Raw genomic sequence first — 20,135 nt, 5'->3', positions numbered from 1 at the left:
GGGGGGCCCCCCCCCCCCCCGCCCGCCCCCCCCCCCCCCCCCCCCCCGCGGGGGGGGGGCCCCCCCCCGGGGGGGCCCCCCCCCCCGGCCCTCTGTCGCGATGTGTGCCCGGTGCGGTCAGGCGGCCTTCTTCGCCTTGGTGGCGTAGATGTCGACGTACTCCTGCCCGGAGAGTGCCATCACCTCGGCCATCACCGAGTCCGTGACGGCCCGCAGGACGTAGCGGTCCCGGCCCATGCCCTCGTACCGGGAGAACTCCATCGCCGTACCGAAGCGGACGGTCACCCGGCCGGGCCGGGGCAGCCCCGAACCGCCCGGCTGGAGCTTGTCGGTGCCGATGACGGCGAACGGCACCACGGGCGCACCCGTCATCAGGGTGAGCCGGGCGATCCCGGGCCGGCCCCGGTAGAGCCGGCCGTCGGGGGAGCGGGTGCCCTCGGGGTAGATGCCGAAGATCTTGCCCTGTTCCAGCAGCCGGCGGCCGGTGTTGAGCGCGGCGACACCGCCGTTCGCCCCGTCCCGGTCGACGGGGACCATGCCGACACCGGTGAAGAACCAGGCCATCAGCCTGCCCTTGACGCCCTTTCCGGTCACGTACTCGTCCTTGCCGATGAAGTACACGGGCCGGGAGCAGACCAGCGGCAGGACCATCGAGTCGATGAAGGTGAGGTGGTTGCCCGCCAGGATGACCGGGCCGGTACCGGGGATGTTCTCCGCGCCTTCCACCTGGGGCCGGAACATCAGGCGCAGGACGGGTCCGAGGACGGCCTTGATGAGCGACATGCGGGACAACGGGGGCCTCCGGCGGTGACCTTGGTTCGGTGTCGGATCGGGTGTCGGATCGGTCGGTACAGCGGTCAATACAGCGGTCAAGACAGCGGTCGGTACAGCGGGCGGTGCAGGTGAGGACCATACTCGCGGCTCCGCCCTCGCCGCACGTCGGGTTCACGGACTCGATACACACCGATACTCCGTGTTGACATGTGTTCGACCGCCGTTCGCCGGGGAGCCGCCGCCCGTACCGCGGCACTCCCTAGCGTCGGGCCGTCGGACAGCGGACCGGTATCCGCCGGAATCGGGCGGGAACCGGCACCGGACACCGGACGACGGACACGGACCACGAGGGAGGAACCCCGATGACAGAGGGCGCGCAGGTACGGCCCGGACGGCGTACGGTCCTGGGGGCGGCGGCGCTCGGCGCGGCCGCCGCCGGAGCGGGCGGGGCGGCGGGCACGGCGCACGCGGCCGCGGACGGTCCGGCGCGAAGGGACCGCGACGGGTACCGGAATCTCCCGTACCCCACGGTCATCGCCCACCGCGGCGCCAGCGGCTACCGCCCCGAGCACACCATCGGCGCCTATCAGCTCGCCCTCGACCTGGGCGCGCATGTGATCGAACAGGATCTGGTGCCCACCCGGGACGGCCATCTGGTCTGCCGTCACGAGAACGACATCACCGGCACCACCGATATCGCCGACCGCCCGGAGTTCGCGGCCCGCCGGACCACGAAGACCGTCGACGGCACGTCGATGACGGGCTGGTTCACCGAGGACTTCACCCTGGCCGAGCTGAGGACGCTGCGGGCGAAGGAGCGGATCCCGGGCGTCCGGCCGGACAACACCCTCTACGACGGCCGCTGGACGGTGCCCACCTTCGAGGAGGTTCTGAAGTGGGCGGACCGTGAGGGGCGCCGGCGGGGCCGGCCGGTGTGGCTGCACGCCGAGACCAAACACCCCACCTACTTCCGGAAGCTCGGCCTGGGTCTGGAGGAGCCGCTGGCCCGGTTGTTGCGCCGGTACGGCCGGGACGGCCGCGACGCCCCCGTCTTCCTCCAGTCCTTCGAGCCGAGCAGCATGCAGCGGATGGCCCGGCTGGTGGACGCGCCGCGCGTGGTGCTGCTCTCCGGCGCCGGAACCCGGCCGTGGGACTTCACCGAGGCGGGCGATCCGCGGACCGTGGCCGATCTGATCACCCCGGCGGGGCTGAAGTGGATCGCCTCCTACGCCCAGGGCATCGGGCCCACGCTGGACCTGGTCATCCCCAAGGGCCCGGACGGCAGGCTCGGCACCCCCACCACCCTGGTGCGGGACGCCCATCGACGGGGTCTGATCCTCCACCCGTACACCCTGCGCAACGAGAACACCTTCCTCCCGGCCGACTTCCGGCGCGACCGGGACACCACGACCCCGGGCACCGACCCCAACGGGTACGGGGACGTCTTCGGCGCCTACCGCCGCTACTTCGCCACGGGCATCGACGGCATTTTCACCGACCACCCGGATACCGGCCTGCTGGCGGCGGCCGACGCCGTACAGGACTGAAGAGCAGGGATATGACGGCAACCGGGTGCCCTTCGTGGCCTGGGCCGTACGTCGGGAGTGTTCCCCCGTACGGGTGAGGATGCCGCCGCCGGGCAACCTCGCCGGGCGGCGGTACGTCCCGGCCGGTATGACGCGTCCCGCAGCCGGAGCCCCGGGCGTACCGGCGGACGAGGCGGCGGAAATGGTGGCCGCCCTCGGCCCGCTGGTCGCCGCGGAGGCGACGGCCGAGGCCCCCGCTGCCGCGGCCGACGCCGGGGATCTGGAACAGGCCCTCTGGGTGCGGCTGTTCGAACGGCTCGGCCGGGCCGGTCCGCCGCGGGATCCGGCCCGCTGGGTACGGGCCGTGGTGCGGGCCGAGGCCCGGCGGGCCCGCCGCAGGGCGGCCCGGGAGCGGCCGCTCACCGAGGGTGCGCCGGACGGCTCCGGGGCTGCGGCCCAGGGGGAGAGCGCCGAGCATGCGGCCCTGCGGGCGGAGACGGGCCGCGCGGTCCGGTCGGCGGTCGCCCGTACGCCGGGTGACTGCCCCCGGCTGCTTTCTGCGATGTTGTCGCCCCGCGACTCTACATACCGTGAAATCGCAGGAGAGTTGAATATCTCACAGGGAAGTCTAGGGCCGATGCGTTCCCGTTGCCTGGGATGTCTGCGCAGAATGCTCGCGGCAGAGGTTGCGGCTCCTGAACATCGGGGAAAGGAGCGTTAGACAACCGGTAGGGACAGGTGAGCGGGAGGCATGCGCGCATGGGCATGAGCGTGACCATCTCAGCGGCGACGGCGCAGGACGCGGAGCAGATCCTCAAGCTCCAATACCTTTGCTACCAGTCCGAGGCGGAGATCTACGGCGATTACGCCATCGAGCCGCTCACCCAGTCCCTGGGGGGTGTGCGGGCCGAGCTGGACCAGGGGCACGCGCTGGTCGCCCGGCTCGGTGACGAGGTGGTGGCCTCGGTGCGCGGTTGGATCGACGAGACCGGTACGGCGCAGATCTCGAAGCTCATCGTCCATCCGCGGATGCAGCGCCACGGTCTCGGCGGGCGGCTGCTGGCGGCCATCGAGGCGCATTTCGCGGGGGCGCCCGCCGCGCGGAAGTTCCAGCTGTTCACCGGTCACCGCAGTGAGGGCAACCTCCGGCTCTACCGCAGCCACGGCTATGTGCCGGTGGCCCGCGAGGAGGTCGGGCCCCGGCTCACCCTGGTCACGCTGGAGAAGGAAGCGGCGGCGGGGACGTTCGTCACCAGCGCCTGAGCGGAGCGGGCGGGTCCGGCGCGGTGCCGGGCGGGACGGGGGAGCCCGCTGCTCAGGCGCCGGTTTCTCCGGCGCGGGCTGCTCGGACGCACGCTGCTCGGGCGCGGGCTGCTCAGGCGCCGGCGGCGGCCGTTTCGGTACGCGAGCGGCGCAGCCACAGCAGGCCGGTGACTGGCAGCAGTACGGGCAGGAAGACATAGCCCCAGCCGTAGCCGGACCAGACGGTGGAGTCCGGGAACGCGGACGGGTCCACCAGGGTCCAGGTGCCGACGACCAGTACGCCCACCAGCTCGACCGCACAGCACACCAGGCCCGCCTTGCGGGCGGTCTCCCCGCCGCGGACGAGGGTGTAGGTGATGAACACGTACACGGCCGCGGCGGCGGCCGACAGTCCGTGGGCGAGCGGGGCCCGGTCGAAGTCGGTGAGGATATGGAGCACGGACCGGGAGACGGCGCCCACCGACATCACCCCGTAGAGCCATACGAGCAGCAGCCCGGGGCCCTTGACGAGCCGGGAGTCCCGGGCGGCGGCCGTGCTCGTACCGCTTCCCTCCGCGGTCCGCGATCCGCCGGGCGTCCCGGTGCCGGTCCCGGTTTCGACTTCGGTCCCGTTCTCGGTTCCGGTTCCGGTTCCGTTCTCGATTCCGGACGGGATTCCGGTCGCGGGGCCGTCGCCGGTCCGTACGCCGGCTCCGGTGGTGGTGGGCTCGGTCATCGTCAGCCTCCCCAGATGTCGTACAGCCGCACTTCGAGGACCGCGAGCAGGACCGCACCGGCGGCCACGGTCGCCGAACCCCAGCGCGTCCGCTCGGCCAGCGACAGCACCCCCGCGGACGGTACGGTCGCGAGCGCGCCGATCAGATAGGCGACGAAGATCGTGGTGCCCTGCGCGGGCTCGTCGCCGCCCGCCAGCCGGACGATGCCCACCACCAGCTGGACCAGCGCCAGCCCGGTCACCACGGCCATGCCGATGAAGTGCCAGTCCTTGGTGGGCTGGTCGCGGTAGGCGGCGTAGCCGCACCAGGCGGCGAGGGCGAGCGCGGTGACGGAGATCGCGACCGTGAGGGCGTCGAGCATGGCCCCGAGCGTATTACGGCGCGCGGAGGCCGCGGCGGGCGGCCCCGGGGTCCTCCGCGGTGGTGCTGCGGCCCGGCGGTGGCCGGTCCGATCGTGGCCTTGACCACAGCGCCCGTTCGCCCGTTCAGGGCCGCGCTCCGTGCCGTACCGCGGACGGCTCCGGTGAATTCGCAGGTCAGAGCCGTGAGACGGAGGGCCGGAGCGGCCGCCGGGGCAATCCGGCGGCCGAACCAGAGTGTCCGCTATTCGGACGCTCGGTTGCTCGCGGAAAGCGGTCTGCTTTACTTACCGCCATGACCACGACGAGCTACCGCAGCCCTGCGACCGAGGCGAAGACCACGCCCGGTGCTCGTTGTCTGTGTCGAATGTGCGCCTTCTGAGGGCCCCCGAACCGCACCTCGCGCCCCGAAGTGAGAGACCGCGCAGCCCGCGACGTCCCCTGAGACGGACCGTGGCTGCCCCCCGAACCCCGTGACCGCCTCCGCCACGCCCCCGCCCCGGATCTCGTCGACGAGATCCCCGCGCGGTGGCTCCGGAGGACTGTGCGCGGCAGCGCCCCGAGCCGGTGTCTGCCCGTACGGGAACGGCGGTTTCCGGCCGGTCCGACGGTATCGACGACGAAAGCCCCGTGCCCGGCGACGACCTTGCCGCGCACTCGACAGTGACGGACGAACCCAGTGATCACCACAACGGGCCTGACCAAGGTCTACCGCTCGCGAGGACGCGAGGTCACCGCCCTGGACGGCGTGGACCTCCATGTCAGGGAAGGCGAGGTGTACGGCGTCATCGGGCAGAGCGGCGCCGGCAAGTCCTCCCTGATCCGCTGCGTCAACCTGCTGGAGCGCCCCACCTCCGGCACCGTGACCGTGGACGGCGTCCGGCTCACCGCCCTCGCCGGGAAGGGCCCGCGCGCCGGGCGGGAGCTGCGCGCGGCCCGCAGCCGGATCGGCATGGTCTTCCAGCACTTCAACCTGCTCTCGTCGCGCACCGTCCAGAGCAACATCGAACTCCCGCTGGAGATCCTCGGACTCTCGGGCCGCGAGCGGAGCCGCAAGGCCCTCGAACTCCTCGACCTGGTCGGTCTCGCCGACAAGGCGCGGTCCTACCCCAGCCAGCTGTCCGGCGGCCAGAAGCAGCGCGTCGGCATCGCCCGCGCCCTGGCGGGCGACCCCAAGGTGCTCCTGTCGGACGAGGCCACCAGCGCCCTCGACCCGGAGACCACCCGTTCCATCCTCCAGCTGCTGCGCGATCTGAACGAGCGGCTCGGCCTGACCGTGCTGCTGATCACCCACGAAATGGACGTCGTGAAGTCGGTCTGCGACTCCGCAGCCCTGATGGAGCGCGGCCGGATCGTCGAATCGGGCACCGTCAGCGAGCTGCTCGCCACCCCGGGATCGCAGCTCGCCTCGGCCCTCTTCCCGGTCAGCGGGACGGCCTCGGGCGACGACCGCACGGTCGTCGACGTCACCTTCCACGGCGACGCGGCGACCCAGCCGGTGATCTCGCAGCTCTCCCGGACCTACAACATCGACATCTCGATTCTCGGTGCCGCGATGGACACCGTCGGCGGCAGGCAGGTCGGCCGGATGCGGATCGAACTGCCCGGCCGCTTCGAGGAGAACGTCGTCCCCATCGGCTTCCTGCGCGAACAGGGTCTCCAGATCGACGTGATCACCGGAACGGACTCCGCTCCCGGCGCCGCTCCCGGTTCCGTTTCCGGACCGGCCGCCGGTTCCGACGCTGCTTCCGCTTCCGGGCAGGAATCGTCGGACCCGGGTCCGTCGGGCCCTGACGCTTCCGCTCCGAACGCTTCTGCTCCGAACCTGGTGAAGGACGGTGCCCAGTGACCTGGTCCGAGATGCAGCCGCTGCTGGAACAGGCGAGCTGGGACACGCTCTACATGGTCGGCTGGTCCGCCCTCATCGCTGTGGCCGTCGGACTGCCGCTGGGCATTGTCCTCGTCCTCACCGACAAGGGCGGTCTGCTCGCCAACACCGTCGCCAACAAGGTGATCGGCCAGATCGTCAACGTCACCCGTTCGATGCCGTTCATCATCCTGATGGTCGCCCTGCTGCCGTTCACCAAGGCGATCACCGGCACCACCATCGGCCGCGAGGGCGCGATCGTCCCCCTGGCCATCGGGGCGATCCCCTTCTTCGCCCGTCTGGTGGAGACCTCTGTACGGGAGGTCGACGGCGGTCTCGTCGAGGCCGTGCAGTCGATGGGCGGCAGCACCTGGACGGTGGTCCGCAAGGTCCTCGTACCGGAATCCCTGCCGTCCCTGATCGCCGGTGCCACGACGACCGTCGTCGCACTGATCGGCTACTCCGCCATGGCCGGCACGGTCGGCGCCGGCGGACTCGGTGATATCGCCATCCGCTACGGCTACCAGCGCTTCGAGACCGAGATGATGTGGATCACCGTCGCCGTGCTGGCCGCGGTCATCGCCGTCATCCAGTTCGCCGGGGACTACGCGGCCCGTGCCCTGCACCGCCGCGGCCGCGGCGGACCGGCCCCCCGGCTCAGGCTGCTGAAGGCCTCCCGGGCCGCGGACGCCGTCACCGTCGCGAACACCACCGGAGCCCTCGAAGCGACGGGCGCGGCCGGCGCGACCCGTCCGCCGCAGCCGGTCAAGGCCGACTGAGCCCCCGCCCCAGAACCTTCCCTTCCCGCGACCCGTCCGGGTCCGCACCACCGCACCACCCATGGAGAAAGGCACTTTTCGTGCGTAACACTGCCAAGATCACCACCGCTGTCCTCGCCGCCGGAGCACTGACCCTCGGGCTCACCGCCTGCGGCAAGGACGACGCCAACAAGACCGGGGCCGGGGCCGACCCGTCCAAGCCCCTGGTCGTCGCCGCCAGCTCCGTTCCGCACGCCGAGATCCTCGGCTTCGTCAAGGACCAGCTGGCCGCCAAGGAAGACCTCAAGCTGGAGGTCAAGGAGTTCGCCGACTACGTCACCCCCAACACCGCCACCCAGAGCGGTGAGGTCGGCGCCAACTACTTCCAGCACAAGCCGTACCTGGACGACTTCAACAAGAAGAACAAGACGACCATCGTCCCGGTCGTCACCGTCCACCTGGAGCCGCTGGGCCTGTACTCCAAGAAGGTCGACAAGCTCGCCGACCTCAAGGAGGGCGCCACCGTCGCCCTGCCCAACGACACCACCAACGAGGCCCGCGCCCTCCGCCTGCTGGAGCAGAACGGCCTCATCAAGCTGAAGCCGGGTACGGGCAACGAGGCCACCCCGAAGGACATCGCCGAGAACCCCAAGAAGCTCACCTTCAAGGAGCTGGAGGCCGCGGCCGTGCCGAGGGCCCTCGGTGACGTCGACGCCGCTGTGATCAACGGCAACTACGCGGTGCAGACCAAGCTCAGCCCGAAGAACGACTCCCTCGTCCTGGAGTCCGCCGAGAACAACCCGTACGGCAACTTCCTCGCGGTCAAGGAAGGCAGCGAGAAGGACCCGCGCGTGGTCAAGCTCGCCAAGCTGCTCACGACGCCCGAGGTGAAGAAGTTCATCGCGGACAAGTACGACGGCTCGGTCATCCCGGCCTTCTGATCGGCCGGCCGCCGGTCACCCGCCGACCGGCCGGTCCGCCGTCCGGCGCCCCGCCCCGCACCCCCGCCCGGGGTGCGGGGCTCCGCCCGTTCCGCACCCGCCCCCGCGGTGCCACCCGGTCGGCCCATGCTGCATGCTGGGCCTTTCGGCAGGCCACCGGTCGCCTGTTCCCCGCAGACCATGGTTACGGAGCGGCGCATGACTACCACCTTTCCGGACGTGTCCATCAGTACGGAGCGACTGGTGCTGCGCCCCTTCGAGGAGGCCGACGTCCCGGCGTACACCGAGATGATGAACGACGAGACGGTCACCGCCTGGACACCCGTACCGCATCCCTTCCTCCGGGCCGACGCCGAGCGGTGGATCCACGAGATAGCGCCCGCGCAGCGCACCTCGGGCCGGGGGATCGTCTTCGCCGTCACCGAATTCCTCACCCAGCGGCTGGTGGGGACCGTACGGCTGAAGAACACCGACTGGCGGGTGCTCACCGCCGAGGCGGCATACGCCACCGCGCCCTGGGCCCGCGGCGAGGGCTACGCCACCGAATCCCTCCTCGCCGTCGCCAAGTGGCTCTTCCGCGACCGGAAGTTCGAACGGCTCGAACTCCGCACCGCCGCCGACAACACCGCATCGCAGCAGGTGGCCCAGAAGATCGGCGCCATCAGCGAAGGGGTGCTGCGCAACGCCTGGCTGGCCCGGATCCGGGCCGCCGACGGCAGCTGGACCGAGACGCGCACCGATCTGATCGTCTGGAGCCTGCTGCCGGAGGACCTCGACGGGGTCGCCGAGGGTTCGGCCGAGTCCGGGTACGCCGCCTACTCGGACTGGAGCTGAGACCGGCACCGGCCTCGATCCCGGCGGGGCGCGGCGGACTCCGGTGGACTCCCGTACGCCCAACTGATTCAGTGTTCCAACTGGTTCAATGGGTTCCTCTTCCCGAGCCGCCCCGGCCCGCCTCCGCGCGGCCCCGGCAGACCCACCACCCCCCCACCTGCGACGATTCCAGGGAGACTGACGACCATGGCCGACCGCGTCACGGTGATCGGCTGGGACGGCTCACCCCTCACCGCCGCGGCCCGGTCCGCCCTCTCGGCCGCCACCCTGGTCGCCGGGGCGGCCCATCATCTCGCCCTCCCCGAAGTCCCGGGGAACGCCGAACGCATCCGCCTCGGCAGTATCGGCCTCGCCGCCCGGCGGATCGCCGGACACCGCGGCAGCGCCGTCGTACTCGCCGACGGCGACCCGGGCTTCTTCGGGGTCGTCCGGACCCTCCGCGCGCCCGAACACGGTCTGGAGGTCGAGGTGGTGCCCGCGGTCTCCTCCGTCGCCGCCGCCTTCGCCCGCGCGGGGATGCCGTGGGACGACGCCCGGATCGTGGTCGCCCACCCCCGCACGCTGCGGCGCGCCGTCAACGTCTGCCGAGCCCACCCCAAGGTCGCCGTGCTGACCTCCCCGGGCGCGGGCCCCGCCGAACTGGCCCTGCTCCTGGACGGTATCCACCGCACCTTCGTGATCTGCGAGGAGCTGGGCACCGAGCGGGAACAGGTCACCGTCGTCACCTCCGACAAGGCCGCCGACCACGTCTGGCGCGATCCGAACGTGGTCGTGGTGGTGGGCGGGGCGGCCGGCGCGCCGGCCGCCGACAGCAACTGGATCGCGGGCCGGGACCCCGGTTTCCCGGCCGGGGTACGGGGCTGGGCGCTGCCGGACGCGACCGGTCCCGACGCCGCCTCCCCTCTCTCCGCCCTGTCCCCTCCCTCTGCTCCCCCCGGTGTCGATTCCGGTGCCGTCCGCGGTACGGGAACGGGCGCCGGCGACCGGAGCGAAGGCACCGGCGCTTCCCTGCGCGCCCTCCAACTCGCCCGGCTCGGCCCCCGGGAGGGCGATCTGGTCTGGGACGTCGGCTGCGCCGGCGGGCTGCTCGCCGTGGAGGCGGGGCGCTTCGGGGCCGCGGTCATCGCCGTCGACGCCGACCCTGCCGCCTGCGCCCGTACCGACGCCGCGGCCCGCCGCGCCGGGATCCGGATGCAGACCGTCAACGGCCGGGCCCCGCAGGTGCTGGAGCAACTGCCCGAACCCGATGTCGTACGGATCGGCGGCGGGGGTGTGGAGACCGTCACCGCCTGCGCCGACCGGCGCCCCGAGCGGATCGTCACCCACGCCGGAACCCGCGACGAGGCCGAGGCCCTCTGCACCGCTCTGGCGGCCGGTGGTTATGCCGTGGAGTGCGTGTTCGTCCAGTCGGTCGACCTCGACCCGAAGTCCTGGTCGGAGCGGGAACGCGCGGTGGTTTTCCTGGTCTCGGGACGGCTGCCCGAGCGTGCCCCGTGACCATGGTTGTCGGTGGCGCGAGGTAGGCTGACCGACCGTCGTACCGCACCGGACATGCCGTCGCTTCCTTCGGCAATGTCCGGGAAAACCGGAAAACGAGTGTCGTATTGGCTCCGGTATGTGGTACGCCGTAACCGGGGGACGCGCAGCGTGGCGCAGCCCACAGCGGGCCGTGGCGGATACCACTGCCGCGTCCGCGAACGGCCGCGAGAATGCTGGTAGTCCGTCGTGCCGGGTGGCGCATGCGCTCGTTCTCGTCAGAGACCGGCGGGCGCACCGCGATCGGCCGCCCGGGCGGATGGACGAAGGATCACAGAACGATGGGGCGAGGGGTACGCATGACCGACACCGGCCAGATCCCGGGCGAGGGGCTGCCGGGGAACGCAGGCGTGGTGGAGCAGCAGCCGGGCGTTCCCGCCCCTGACGCCTACACCCTCGTGGACCCCTCCGGCCGCCCGGCCGCCGGTCCCGCGGAGCCCGCCCGGCCCGCGGTGCATCCGGCCGGAGACGATCTGCTGCTGATGCCGGGCGCCCAGGGCGCCTGGAGCGACCCCCAGGGGACCCTGGGCGGCCAGTACCCGTCGCCCGTGCAGCCCCTGGGCGCGGCGCCGGTGGCCCACCCCGTTCCCGTCGCGGCCCCGGCTTCCGCACCGGCTCCGGCGGCTGTCCCGGCAACGCCCCCGCAGGGAGTGCCCGTGGTGCAGCCGGCGCCTCCCGCCGTCCCCGCGCAGATGTACGAGGCCGTTCCGGCCCCCGCACCGCATCCGGCCGTGCCGGAGGCGGCGGTGGCCGGGGTGTCCGGACCGGTGCAGAGCTTGCCGTCCGCGGGTCCCGAGTTCACCGGGCCGGGCCTCGCCGCGCCCACGGATCTGGGCTCCCCGGAGCAGCCCGGCGGCACCGATCCCGGGGTGATGCCCCCGGCCGGGACGGTCACCGCGCCGGCGCATACGGCTCCCACGGACCTCGGAAGCCCGGAGTCCGCCGATTCCCCCCAGGCGGCCCCCGTCATACAGCCGGGCGGGCAGACTCCCGCCGCCGGGATGCCCGTCGACGCGGGCAGCGCTGCTCAGGCTCCCGCGCCTGACGTTCCCGACCAGGTCCGGATCCCGGTCCAGGCCGGGGCGGAGGAGGGCCGGTCCCCGGCCGAAGTGCCGGTTCCGGCCGTTGCCGGGCCGGTGGCCACCGACGGTCCTGCCGTATCCGACCCGGCGGAGCAGCCCGTTCCGGTACCTGCTTTCGCGGCCGGGTCCGCGACCCCGACCCCGCCGCCCGCGCGCCGCCCGCTGCATATGGGTCCGCCCCTGCCCGACAACACCGGCGGAGTGGTCCGTTCCCTGGCCGATCGCGGCCCCGCCGGAGTCGCCCCGCACCCGCTGACCGTGCAGCCCGATTCCGGCCCGCCGACGCTCGGCCCCGAGTATCTGGACGTGCCCGGCGAGAGCGAGGCCCCGGTTCCGGCCGGTCCGCAGTTGGCCGAGATTCCCCCGCAGGCCGGGGCCCCCTGGGACGCCGTACCGCAGCAGGGTGAGGCCGCCCCCGCCCCGACCGCAGAAACGGTCGTCCCGCAGCCGGCTCCCGAGGAGCCCGCCGCACCCGCGGCCGCCGGGGTGGTCGAGGCGGCCGAGGTGGTCGAGACGGCCGGGACCACCGGGGCGGAAGGGACCTCCGAGCAGGCGGTGGCGGCCCAGCAGGCCGTGGTGCCCGATGTCGCCGAGGAGCCCGCGCAGGATGCGGCTTCCGAGCAGGTGGACAGCGCTGAGGAGACCGTGACGCCGGAGCAGGCTGCCGCGCCCGGGGCCCTTGTGACGCCCGAGCAGCCGGTGGCCCCTGAGGCGGCCGCGGCGCCTGAGGCGGACGCGACGTCCGAGCAGGCCGTGGCTCCCGAGGCGGCAGCCGTGGTGCCCGATGCCGGTGGGCAGGCCGAACAGCCCGAGCAGGCCGTGGCTCCCGCTCCTGAGCAGCCCGAGCCCGAGCCCGAGCCCGAGTCCGTGTCCGACGAGGTGGCCGCGCCCGCGGCCGTCGCGGAGCCGTCGGCCGAAGCCGCCGTCGCGGTGGAGCCCGTTGCGGGGGAGGAGCAGACGCCCGGATCCGCCGAGGCGCCCGGATCCGTTCCCGTATCCCCGCAGGCCGTGCCGCAGCAGGCGGAGACGCCCGCCCCCGAGGCAGAGATCCCCGAGGCAGAGATCCCCGAGGCAGAGATGCCCGAAGCGCAGGCCCCCGGAGCGCAGGCAGTCGCCCCGGAGCCTGCCGCCTCCGCCGATGCCCCGGTCGCGACCCCCGCGTCCGAGCCGGCGTCCGCTGCCGAAACGCAGTCGGATCCCGAGCCCGAGCAGACGCCGCAGGCGGCCCCGACGGCCGAAGCAGCACCGGCGACGGCCGACGCCACCGTGGAGCCCCCGGCCGAAGCCGTGCCGGGGACCCCCGAAGCCGTAGCCGCCCCCGGGCCCGAGCCGCTGCCCGGCGCCGAGGCCCCCGCCGAGCCCGCGGGCCCGCCCGCGCCCGCGTACGACGACGCCGAGCGCGAAGCCGTCCTGAAGGTGATGCGCGAACGCCGCGATATCCGCAACGGCTTCCGCAGCGACCCCATCCCGCACGATGTACTGCTGCGCGTTCTGGAGGCCGCCCACACCGCCCCCAGCGTCGGCCACTCCCAGCCCTGGGACTTCGTCGTCATCCGCTCCGCCGAGACGCGCACCACCATGCACGAACTCGCCCAGCGCCAGCGCGACGCCTACGCCGAGTCCCTGCCCAAGGGACGTGCCAAGCAGTTCAAGGAACTCAAGATCGAGGCCATCCTCGACACCCCGGTGAACATCGTGGTGACCGCCGACCCGACGCGCGGCGGCCGCCACACCCTGGGCCGGCACACCCAGCCGCAGATGGCCCCGTACTCCTCCGCGCTCGCCGTCGAGAACCTCTGGCTGGCCGCCCGCGCCGAGGGGCTCGGTGTCGGCTGGGTCAGCTTCTTCGACGAGCGCGAGATGGTCCGCGCCCTCGGCCTGCCCGAACATCTGGAGATCGTGGCCTACCTCTGTGTCGGCTACGTCGACGAGTTCCCCGAGGAGCCCGAGCTGACGCAGGCGGGCTGGTCCAAGCGCCGCCCCCTGTCCTGGGTCGTCCACGAGGAGACGTACGGCCGCCGGGCGCTGCCCGGCGAGGAGCCGCACGACCTCCTCCAGGAGACGGTCGCCGCGATCCGCCCGCTGGACGCCAAGGCGCTCGGCGAGGCCTGGGAACGCCAGAAGCGGATGACCAAGCCCGCGGGCGCCCTCGGCATGCTGGAGATCATCTCCGCCCAGCTCAGCGGGTTGTCCCGGGTCTGCCCGCCGCCCGTCCCGGAGCCCGCCGCCGTCGCGATCTTCGCGGGTGACCACGGCGTCCACGCCCAGGGCGTGACGGCCTGGCCCCAGGAGGTCACCGGCCAGATGGTCGCCAACTTCCTCGGCGGCGGAGCGGTCTGCAACGCCTTCGCCAACCAGGTCGGGGCCGAGGTCTGCGTCATCGACGTCGGTGTCGCGACCGAACTGCCCGCGCAGCCCGGTCTGGTGCCCCGCAAGGTCCGCCCCGGCACCGCCGACTTCACCACCGGCCCCGCCCTCACCCGCGAGGAGGTCCTCGCGGCCGTCGAGGTCGGCGTCGAGACCGCCCGCGATCTGGTGGCCGCAGGCAACAAGGCCCTGCTCACCGGCGAGATGGGCATCGCCAACACCACCGTCTCCGCCGCGCTGATCAGCGTCTACACCGATACCGACCCGTCCGAGATCACCGGCCGTGGCACCGGTATCAACGACGAGATGCACGCCCGCAAGGTCGATGTCGTCCGGCGCGGACTCGAACTGCACGCGCCCGATCCGGAGGACCCGATCGGGGTCCTCGCCGCGATCGGCGGCCTGGAGCACGCCGCGCTCGTCGGTCTGATCCTCGGCGGCGCGTCCCTGCGCGTGCCCGTCGTACTCGACGGGGTCTCCGCGGGCGCCGCCGCCCTGGTCGCCCGTGCCATCGCCCCCGAGGCCATCGCCGCGTGCATCGCAGGCCACCGCGGCGCCGAGCCCGGCCATGTCGCCGCCCTCAACAAGCTCGGTCTGCGGCCCCTGATCGACCTCGACCTCCGGCTCGGCGAGGGCACCGGTGCCCTGCTGGCCCTGCCCGTCGTCCAGAGCGCGGCCCGGGCGATGCACGAGGTGGCGACGTTCGATTCGGCGGGAGTGACCGAGAAGTAGCGGTCCCGGGGCCGGAGCCGGGACACCCCCGGCTCCGGCCCCCGGAGCCATTCCGGGCAGCTCCGCCGGGCCCGGCCGCCCTGCGCGGGCCCGACAAGCCCAGGCCACCCCTCCGGAACCAGGGCCCGACAAGCCCAGGCCACCCTTCCGGATCCAGGGCCCGAGAGGCATCCGGCCACCCCCCTACGGGCCCAGGGGGCTGCTCACCACCGGCGGGGCGGACCCGCGCGCCCCGCGCCGGACGGGAGCCACCCGGCTTCTGCCGGCCCCGCCCCGGTGACCCGCCCCCCCGCGCCGGACGGGAGCCACCCGGCTCCTGCCGGCCCCGCCCCGGTGACCTGCCGCGATGTGTGACCTTCGGCGTACCGCGGAGGAATCGCCGCATCGTAAAGTGGGCCCTGAACCGCCCGAAGCGGGCCTGGAACCGCCCACCGGCGCCGCCTCAGTGCCGATGCGGTCCGGACGCCCCGCCCGCCCCGTCATCAGCAGTGCCCGAGGGAGTCGTACCCACATGTCCGAGCAGCCGCCCGCGCACCCGCACCCCGCCTACCCCGTGGGCCTGCGCCTCACCGGCCGCCGCGTCGTGGTCCTCGGCGGCGGCCAGGTCGCCCAGCGGCGACTGCCCTGGCTGATCGCCGCCGGAGCGGACATCACGCTCGTCTCCCCCTCGGCGACCCCCTCCGTCGAGGCCATGGTCGCCGCCGGCGAGCTGGGCTGGGAGCGCCGCCGCTACCGCGAGGGCGACCTCGAAGGCGCCTGGTACGTCGTCGTCGCCTCCTCCGACGCCGAGGCCAACGACCGTGCCTCCGCCGAGGCCGAACGGCTCCGCGTCTGGTGCGTACGCTCCGACGACGCCGACGCCGCCACCGCGCTGACCCCGGCGACCGGCCGCTCCGCGGGCGTCACGGTCGCCGTGCTGACCACCGACGTCCACTGCCGCGACCCCCGCCGCTCGGCCGCCGTCCGCGACGCCGTCGTCGAAGGGCTGCGGGACGGCACCATCTCCGCGGGCCGGCACCGTACGAGAACCCCGGGCGTCGCCCTCGTCGGCGGCGGCCCCGGCGACCCCGATCTGATCACCGTGAAGGGCCGGCGGCTGCTCGCCGATGCGGACGTCGTCATCGCGGACCGGCTCGGGCCGCGCGATCTGCTCGACGAACTGCCTCCGCACGTCGAGGTGATCGACGCGGCGAAGATCCCGTACGGCCGGTTCATGGCCCAGGAGGCCATCAACCAGGCCCTGATCGAACACGCCAAGGCGGGCAAGGCGGTCGTACGGCTCAAGGGCGGCGACCCCTTCGTCTTCGGCCGGGGCATGGAAGAGGCCGAGGCGCTGGCCGCGGCGGGCATCGCGTGCACGGTCGTGCCCGGTATCTCCAGCTCCATCAGCGTTCCGGGCGCGGCCGGGATCCCGGTCACCCACCGCGGGGTCGCCCATGAGTTCACCGTGGTCAGCGGGCATGTCGCCCCCGACGACGAGCGGTCCCTGGTCGACTGGGTGGCCCTCGCCCGGCTCCGCGGCACCCTGGTGATCCTGATGGGCGTCGACAAGATAGGTGCGATCGCCCGGACCCTGATGGACCACGGCCGGGACGGCGCCACACCCGTCGCCCTCGTCCAGGAGGGCACCACGGCCGCCCAGCGCCGCGTCGATGCCACCCTGTCGACCGTCGCCGAGACCGTCGCCGCCGAGGACGTCCGGCCGCCCGCGGTGATCGTGGTCGGGGAGGTCGTCGCCGTCGGCGGCCACCCGGCCGCGACCCCGCCGGTTAACCTTCAGTAACCCGACCCCTGTCCAGGCGTTGGCACCCCTCCCTGGAGAAGGCAGTATCACCCTGTGGCTGATCTCATCACCGTCGAAGACCCCGACGACCCCCGCCTGAGCGACTACACCGGACTCACGGACGTCGAACTCCGCCGCCGCCGCGAACCCGCCGAGGGCCTGTTCATTGCCGAGGGCGAGAAGGTCATCCGGCGGGCGAAGGACGCCGGTTACGCGATGCGGTCGATGCTGCTGTCGGCCAAGTGGGTCGACGTCATGAAGGACGTCATCGACGAGATCCCCGCGCCCGTGTACGCGGTCAGCCCCGAGCTGGCGGAGCGCGTCACCGGCTACCACGTCCACCGCGGCGCGCTCGCCTCCATGCAGCGCAAACCGCTGCCCCCGGCCGCCGAACTGCTCGCGGGCGCCCGCAAGGTCGTCGTCATGGAATCCGTGAACGACCACACCAACATCGGGGCGATCTTCCGCAGCGCTGCCGCCCTCGGCATGGACGCCGTACTGCTCTCCCCGGACTGCGCGGACCCCCTGTACCGCAGGTCGGTGAAGGTATCCATGGGTGCGGTGTTCTCCGTCCCGTACGCCCGCCTCGACACCTGGCCCCGGGGCCTGGAGACGGTACGGGAGGCCGGGTTCACCCTGCTCGCCCTCACCCCCGACGAGAAGGCCACCTCCATCGACGAGACCGCGCCGCACCGGATCGACCGGGTGGCGCTGATGCTCGGCGCGGAGGGCGACGGGCTCTCCACCCCGGCGCTGGTCGCGGCGGACGAATGGGTGCGCATCCCGATGGCCCACGGCGTGGACTCCCTCAATGTGGGCGCCGCGGCGGCCGTCGCCTTCTACGCCGTCGCCACGGGCCGCCCCGGACTCTGAGAGCGCCCCGCGGCGACCGGGCGGCGGTGTCCCCGCCGCCCGGCCCGGGTCATCCGCAGGGAGCGACGAGTCGCCGGGCGGTCCCGCCCCGTCGCGGTTGAGGAGGACGAACTGCCGGGCCGTTCCGGTCAGTCGCGGGTGAGGACGACGAGTTGCCGGGTCGCCCGGGTCATCGCGACATATCGGTCGACGGCCCCCTCGATACCGCCCCCGAACGCATCCGGGTCGACGAGGACGACCAGATCGAACTCCAGCCCCTTCGCCAGCTCCGGGGTCAGCGACCGCACCCGGGAGGTCTCCCGGAACGAGGGGTCGCCGATGACGCAGGCCGTTCCCTCGCGGCGCGCGGCGAGCCACGCGCCGAGGACCGTATCGCGCTCCGCGACCGATCCGTGCACCACGGGCACCTCGCCGCTGCGGACGGAGACCGGCACATTCGCATCCGGCAGTACGGTCCGGATCACCTGCTCGGCCTCCGCCATGACCTCGGCCGGAGTCCGGTAGTTGATGGTGAGCGCCGCCACCTCGATCCGGTGGAAACCGATCCGGCGCAGCCGCTCCTCCCACGGCTCCGTGAACCCGTGCCGGGCCTGGGCCCGGTCCCCGACGATCGTGAAACTGCGGGACGGGCAGCGCAGCAGCAGCATCTGCCACTCCGCGTCGGTCAGCTCCTGCGCCTCGTCCACGACGATATGCGCGAACGGCCCGGCCAGCCGGTCCCGGACCGCGGCCGACGGTACGGACCCGTCGATCAGACTGTCCTGGAGGTCCTGCCCCAGCAGCATCGTCACCGCCCCCTCGCCGTCGTCGTCCGCCCGCACCACGCTGTTGATGACGGCGGCCATCCGATCGCGTTCGGCGGCGACGGCGGCCTCGCGCCGACGGCCGCGCAGGGCCGCCTTCGGATCCCCGAGCCGCTGCCGGGCCGCGTCCAGGATCGGCAGATCGGACACCGTCCAGGCCCGGGGGTCGGCCCGCTGGAGCCGGCGTACGTCGTCCGGCCCCAGCCAGGGGGCGCACAGCCGCAGATAGGCGGGTACGGTCCAGAGGTCCCCGACCAGGTCGGCGGCGTCCAGCAGCGGCCAGGCGCGGTCCAGCGCCCCGTTCAGTGCCCTGTCGTGCCGCAGGGCGGCCCGGAACCTTTCGGGCGGTACGTCCTCGTTGCCGAGCTTGTCCAGCAGGATGGTGAACAGCTCCGCCCGGACGAGTTCACGCGACTCGTTGTGCGGCGCTCCCGGCCCCGGCGCGTCGAAGGCCTCCGCCCAGTCGTCGGCCGTGACCCGGACCACGCCCCAGTCGGTCCGGACGGCCAGCCCCTCGATGGGAGGCTCCTCGTAGAACCGGACCGCCTTCTCGACCGCCCGCACGAGATCCGTGGCGGACTTCAGCCGGGCGACCTCCGGATCGGTCTCCGGCACCGCCCCCGGACCCTCGGGAACGAGGTCCCGCAGGGTGCACGTCAGTACGCCCTCCTCGCCCAGACCGGGCAGGACGTCGGCGACGTAGTTCAGATAGGGCTGGTGCGGGCCGACGAACAGGACGCCGCCGCGGCGGTGCCCGAGACGGGGGTCCGAGTAGAGGAGGTACGCGGAGCGGTGCAGCGCGACGACGGTCTTCCCCGTCCCCGGCCCGCCGTCGACCACCAGGGCACCGCGGGATCCCGCCCGGATGACGGCGTCCTGGTCGGACTGGATGGTGCCGAGGACATCCCGCATCCGAGCCGAGCGGGCGCCGCCGAGACCGGCGATGAACGCGGACTGGTCGTCGAGGGCGGCATGCCCCTCCAGCCCCTCGGGGGTGAACACCTCGTCCCAGTAGTCACCGATCCGGCCGCGGGTCCACCGGTAGCGGCGGCGGCTCGCCAGACCCATCGGATCGGCATGGGTCGCCCCGAAGAACGGTTCGGCGGCGGGGGAGCGCCAGTCGACCAGCAGCCGCCGCCCGGAGGCGTCGGTGAGACCGAGCCGTCCGATGTACACGGGCTCACTGCCGTCGGCGTGGACGATCCGTCCGAGGCAGAGGTCGAGGCCGAAGCGGCGCAGGGCCCGGAGCCTGGCCGTCAACTGGTGGATCCGGGTATCGCGGTCCATCGCCGCCCGGCCGGCGCCGCCGGGCGAGCGGAGTTCGGCGTCGAGACGCTCCGACAGTTCGGCGATCGCCTCCGCGAGGCTCCGGCCGACGGCCGCGAAGTGCCGCTCGTCATCGGCGATCAGCGCCGGGCCGGCCTTGGCGGCGAGCGGGCCGGACAGCTCGAAGGGGCTGGTGGCGGCGGTCGGGGGATTCATGACATCGGCTCCGATCAGGGGTCGCTCCGGCGAGGTCGGACGGTCCGCGACCGATGGATCGACAACAGCGCACATACTTCGTGAATCTCCCGTTTCCGCAGGTTCCGGCCTGAGGAGGTGATTCTGCGCCACGACAGGGGCCTTGCCGCAAGCCCCCCGGTGCGCTATAGGTTAAGAGTGGCGAGGAGGAGGAACTCCTTGCCTTTCTTTCTGCCCCGGTGCCTGGTCCGAGTGTGACCGCCGCGTCATTGCTGCGTCACGGGCGGCGGGAAGCGCCGGGCCCGGCCGGGACAACAGATCCCGGAGCCGGGAACAGGTCCCGGAGCCGGGAACAGGTCCCGGAGCCGGGAACAGGTCCCCGAGCCGGGAACAGGTCCCCGAGCCGGGAACAGGTCCCCGAGCCGGGAACAGATCCCCGAGCCGGGAACAGGTCCCGGAG

The 20,135-nt window shown here is 73.1% G+C and carries 15 protein-coding genes; 11 read left to right on the top strand and 4 right to left on the bottom strand.

What is annotated here, in order from left to right; genetic code table 11:
• Positions 1-117 precede the first annotated feature (117 nt).
• Complete coding sequence (locus ACIQ9E_RS13825) at positions 118-783, bottom strand: lysophospholipid acyltransferase family protein (RefSeq protein WP_403706489.1); 666 nt, start codon at positions 781-783, stop codon at positions 118-120.
• Positions 784-1,136: 353 nt separating this feature from the next.
• Between ACIQ9E_RS13825 and ACIQ9E_RS13820 the strand changes: the two genes are divergently transcribed.
• The 3 genes from ACIQ9E_RS13820 (at position 1,137) to ACIQ9E_RS13810 (ending at position 3,563) form a co-directional block, all read left to right on the top strand.
• Positions 1,137-2,321 (top strand): glycerophosphodiester phosphodiesterase, encoded by a 1,185-nt coding sequence (locus ACIQ9E_RS13820; RefSeq protein ID WP_403706487.1) that lies wholly within the window; start codon positions 1,137-1,139, stop codon positions 2,319-2,321.
• Positions 2,322-2,448: 127 nt separating this feature from the next.
• Positions 2,449-3,021 carry a sigma-70 family RNA polymerase sigma factor gene (locus ACIQ9E_RS13815; RefSeq protein WP_403706485.1) on the top strand — a complete coding sequence of 191 codons (573 nt, stop codon included), beginning with the start codon at positions 2,449-2,451 and terminating at the stop codon, positions 3,019-3,021.
• Between the two features lie 38 nt (positions 3,022-3,059).
• Entirely contained in the window at positions 3,060-3,563 is a 504-nt protein-coding gene (locus tag ACIQ9E_RS13810; RefSeq protein ID WP_403706483.1) for a GNAT family N-acetyltransferase, read from the top strand.
• 112 nt (positions 3,564-3,675) lie between these two features.
• Here ACIQ9E_RS13810 and ACIQ9E_RS13805 read toward each other — a convergent pair whose 3' ends face one another.
• A complete protein-coding gene (locus ACIQ9E_RS13805) occupies positions 3,676-4,029 on the bottom strand; it encodes a hypothetical protein (protein ID WP_403706827.1) in 354 nt (117 codons plus the stop codon).
• 251 nt (positions 4,030-4,280) lie between these two features.
• Complete coding sequence (locus tag ACIQ9E_RS13800) at positions 4,281-4,640, bottom strand: hypothetical protein (RefSeq protein WP_403706481.1); 360 nt, start codon at positions 4,638-4,640, stop codon at positions 4,281-4,283.
• Between the two features lie 677 nt (positions 4,641-5,317).
• On the opposite strand from ACIQ9E_RS13800, the gene ACIQ9E_RS13795 reads away from it, so the two are divergent.
• From ACIQ9E_RS13795 to ACIQ9E_RS13760, 8 genes are all read left to right on the top strand, one after another.
• Positions 5,318-6,487: a methionine ABC transporter ATP-binding protein gene (locus tag ACIQ9E_RS13795; RefSeq protein ID WP_403706479.1), complete on the top strand. Its 1,170-nt coding sequence runs from the start codon at positions 5,318-5,320 to the stop codon at positions 6,485-6,487.
• Positions 6,484-7,284, top strand: a complete 801-nt coding sequence (locus ACIQ9E_RS13790) for a methionine ABC transporter permease (RefSeq protein WP_403706477.1) — start codon at positions 6,484-6,486, stop codon at positions 7,282-7,284. Before ACIQ9E_RS13795 ends, ACIQ9E_RS13790 begins: the two co-directional genes overlap by 4 nt.
• A gap of 80 nt (positions 7,285-7,364) precedes the next feature.
• A complete protein-coding gene (locus tag ACIQ9E_RS13785) occupies positions 7,365-8,204 on the top strand; it encodes a MetQ/NlpA family ABC transporter substrate-binding protein (RefSeq protein ID WP_403706475.1) in 840 nt (279 codons plus the stop codon).
• A gap of 198 nt (positions 8,205-8,402) precedes the next feature.
• Positions 8,403-9,038, top strand: a complete 636-nt coding sequence (locus ACIQ9E_RS13780) for a GNAT family N-acetyltransferase (RefSeq protein ID WP_403706474.1) — start codon at positions 8,403-8,405, stop codon at positions 9,036-9,038.
• Positions 9,039-9,224: 186 nt separating this feature from the next.
• Positions 9,225-10,535, top strand: a complete 1,311-nt coding sequence (gene cbiE / locus ACIQ9E_RS13775; RefSeq protein ID WP_403706472.1) for a precorrin-6y C5,15-methyltransferase (decarboxylating) subunit CbiE — start codon at positions 9,225-9,227, stop codon at positions 10,533-10,535.
• A gap of 338 nt (positions 10,536-10,873) precedes the next feature.
• On the top strand, positions 10,874-14,755 hold the full coding sequence (gene cobT / locus ACIQ9E_RS13770) for a nicotinate-nucleotide--dimethylbenzimidazole phosphoribosyltransferase (RefSeq protein ID WP_403706470.1): 3,882 nt from the start codon (positions 10,874-10,876) through the stop codon (positions 14,753-14,755).
• A gap of 511 nt (positions 14,756-15,266) precedes the next feature.
• Entirely contained in the window at positions 15,267-16,538 is a 1,272-nt protein-coding gene (cobA, locus tag ACIQ9E_RS13765) for a uroporphyrinogen-III C-methyltransferase (protein WP_403706468.1), read from the top strand.
• Between the two features lie 54 nt (positions 16,539-16,592).
• Positions 16,593-17,411, top strand: a complete 819-nt coding sequence (locus ACIQ9E_RS13760; RefSeq protein WP_403706466.1) for a TrmH family RNA methyltransferase — start codon at positions 16,593-16,595, stop codon at positions 17,409-17,411.
• Between the two features lie 128 nt (positions 17,412-17,539).
• Here ACIQ9E_RS13760 and helR read toward each other — a convergent pair whose 3' ends face one another.
• Complete coding sequence (helR, locus tag ACIQ9E_RS13755) at positions 17,540-19,696, bottom strand: RNA polymerase recycling motor ATPase HelR (protein ID WP_403706464.1); 2,157 nt, start codon at positions 19,694-19,696, stop codon at positions 17,540-17,542.
• Positions 19,697-20,135 lie beyond the last annotated feature (439 nt).

This window comes from Streptomyces sp. NPDC094448 (assembly GCF_044763775.1).
Lineage (GTDB): Bacteria > Actinomycetota > Actinomycetes > Streptomycetales > Streptomycetaceae > Streptomyces.
The sequence above is the reverse complement of the archived record's forward strand: the minus strand, read 5'-3'. Positions and strand labels throughout refer to the sequence as shown.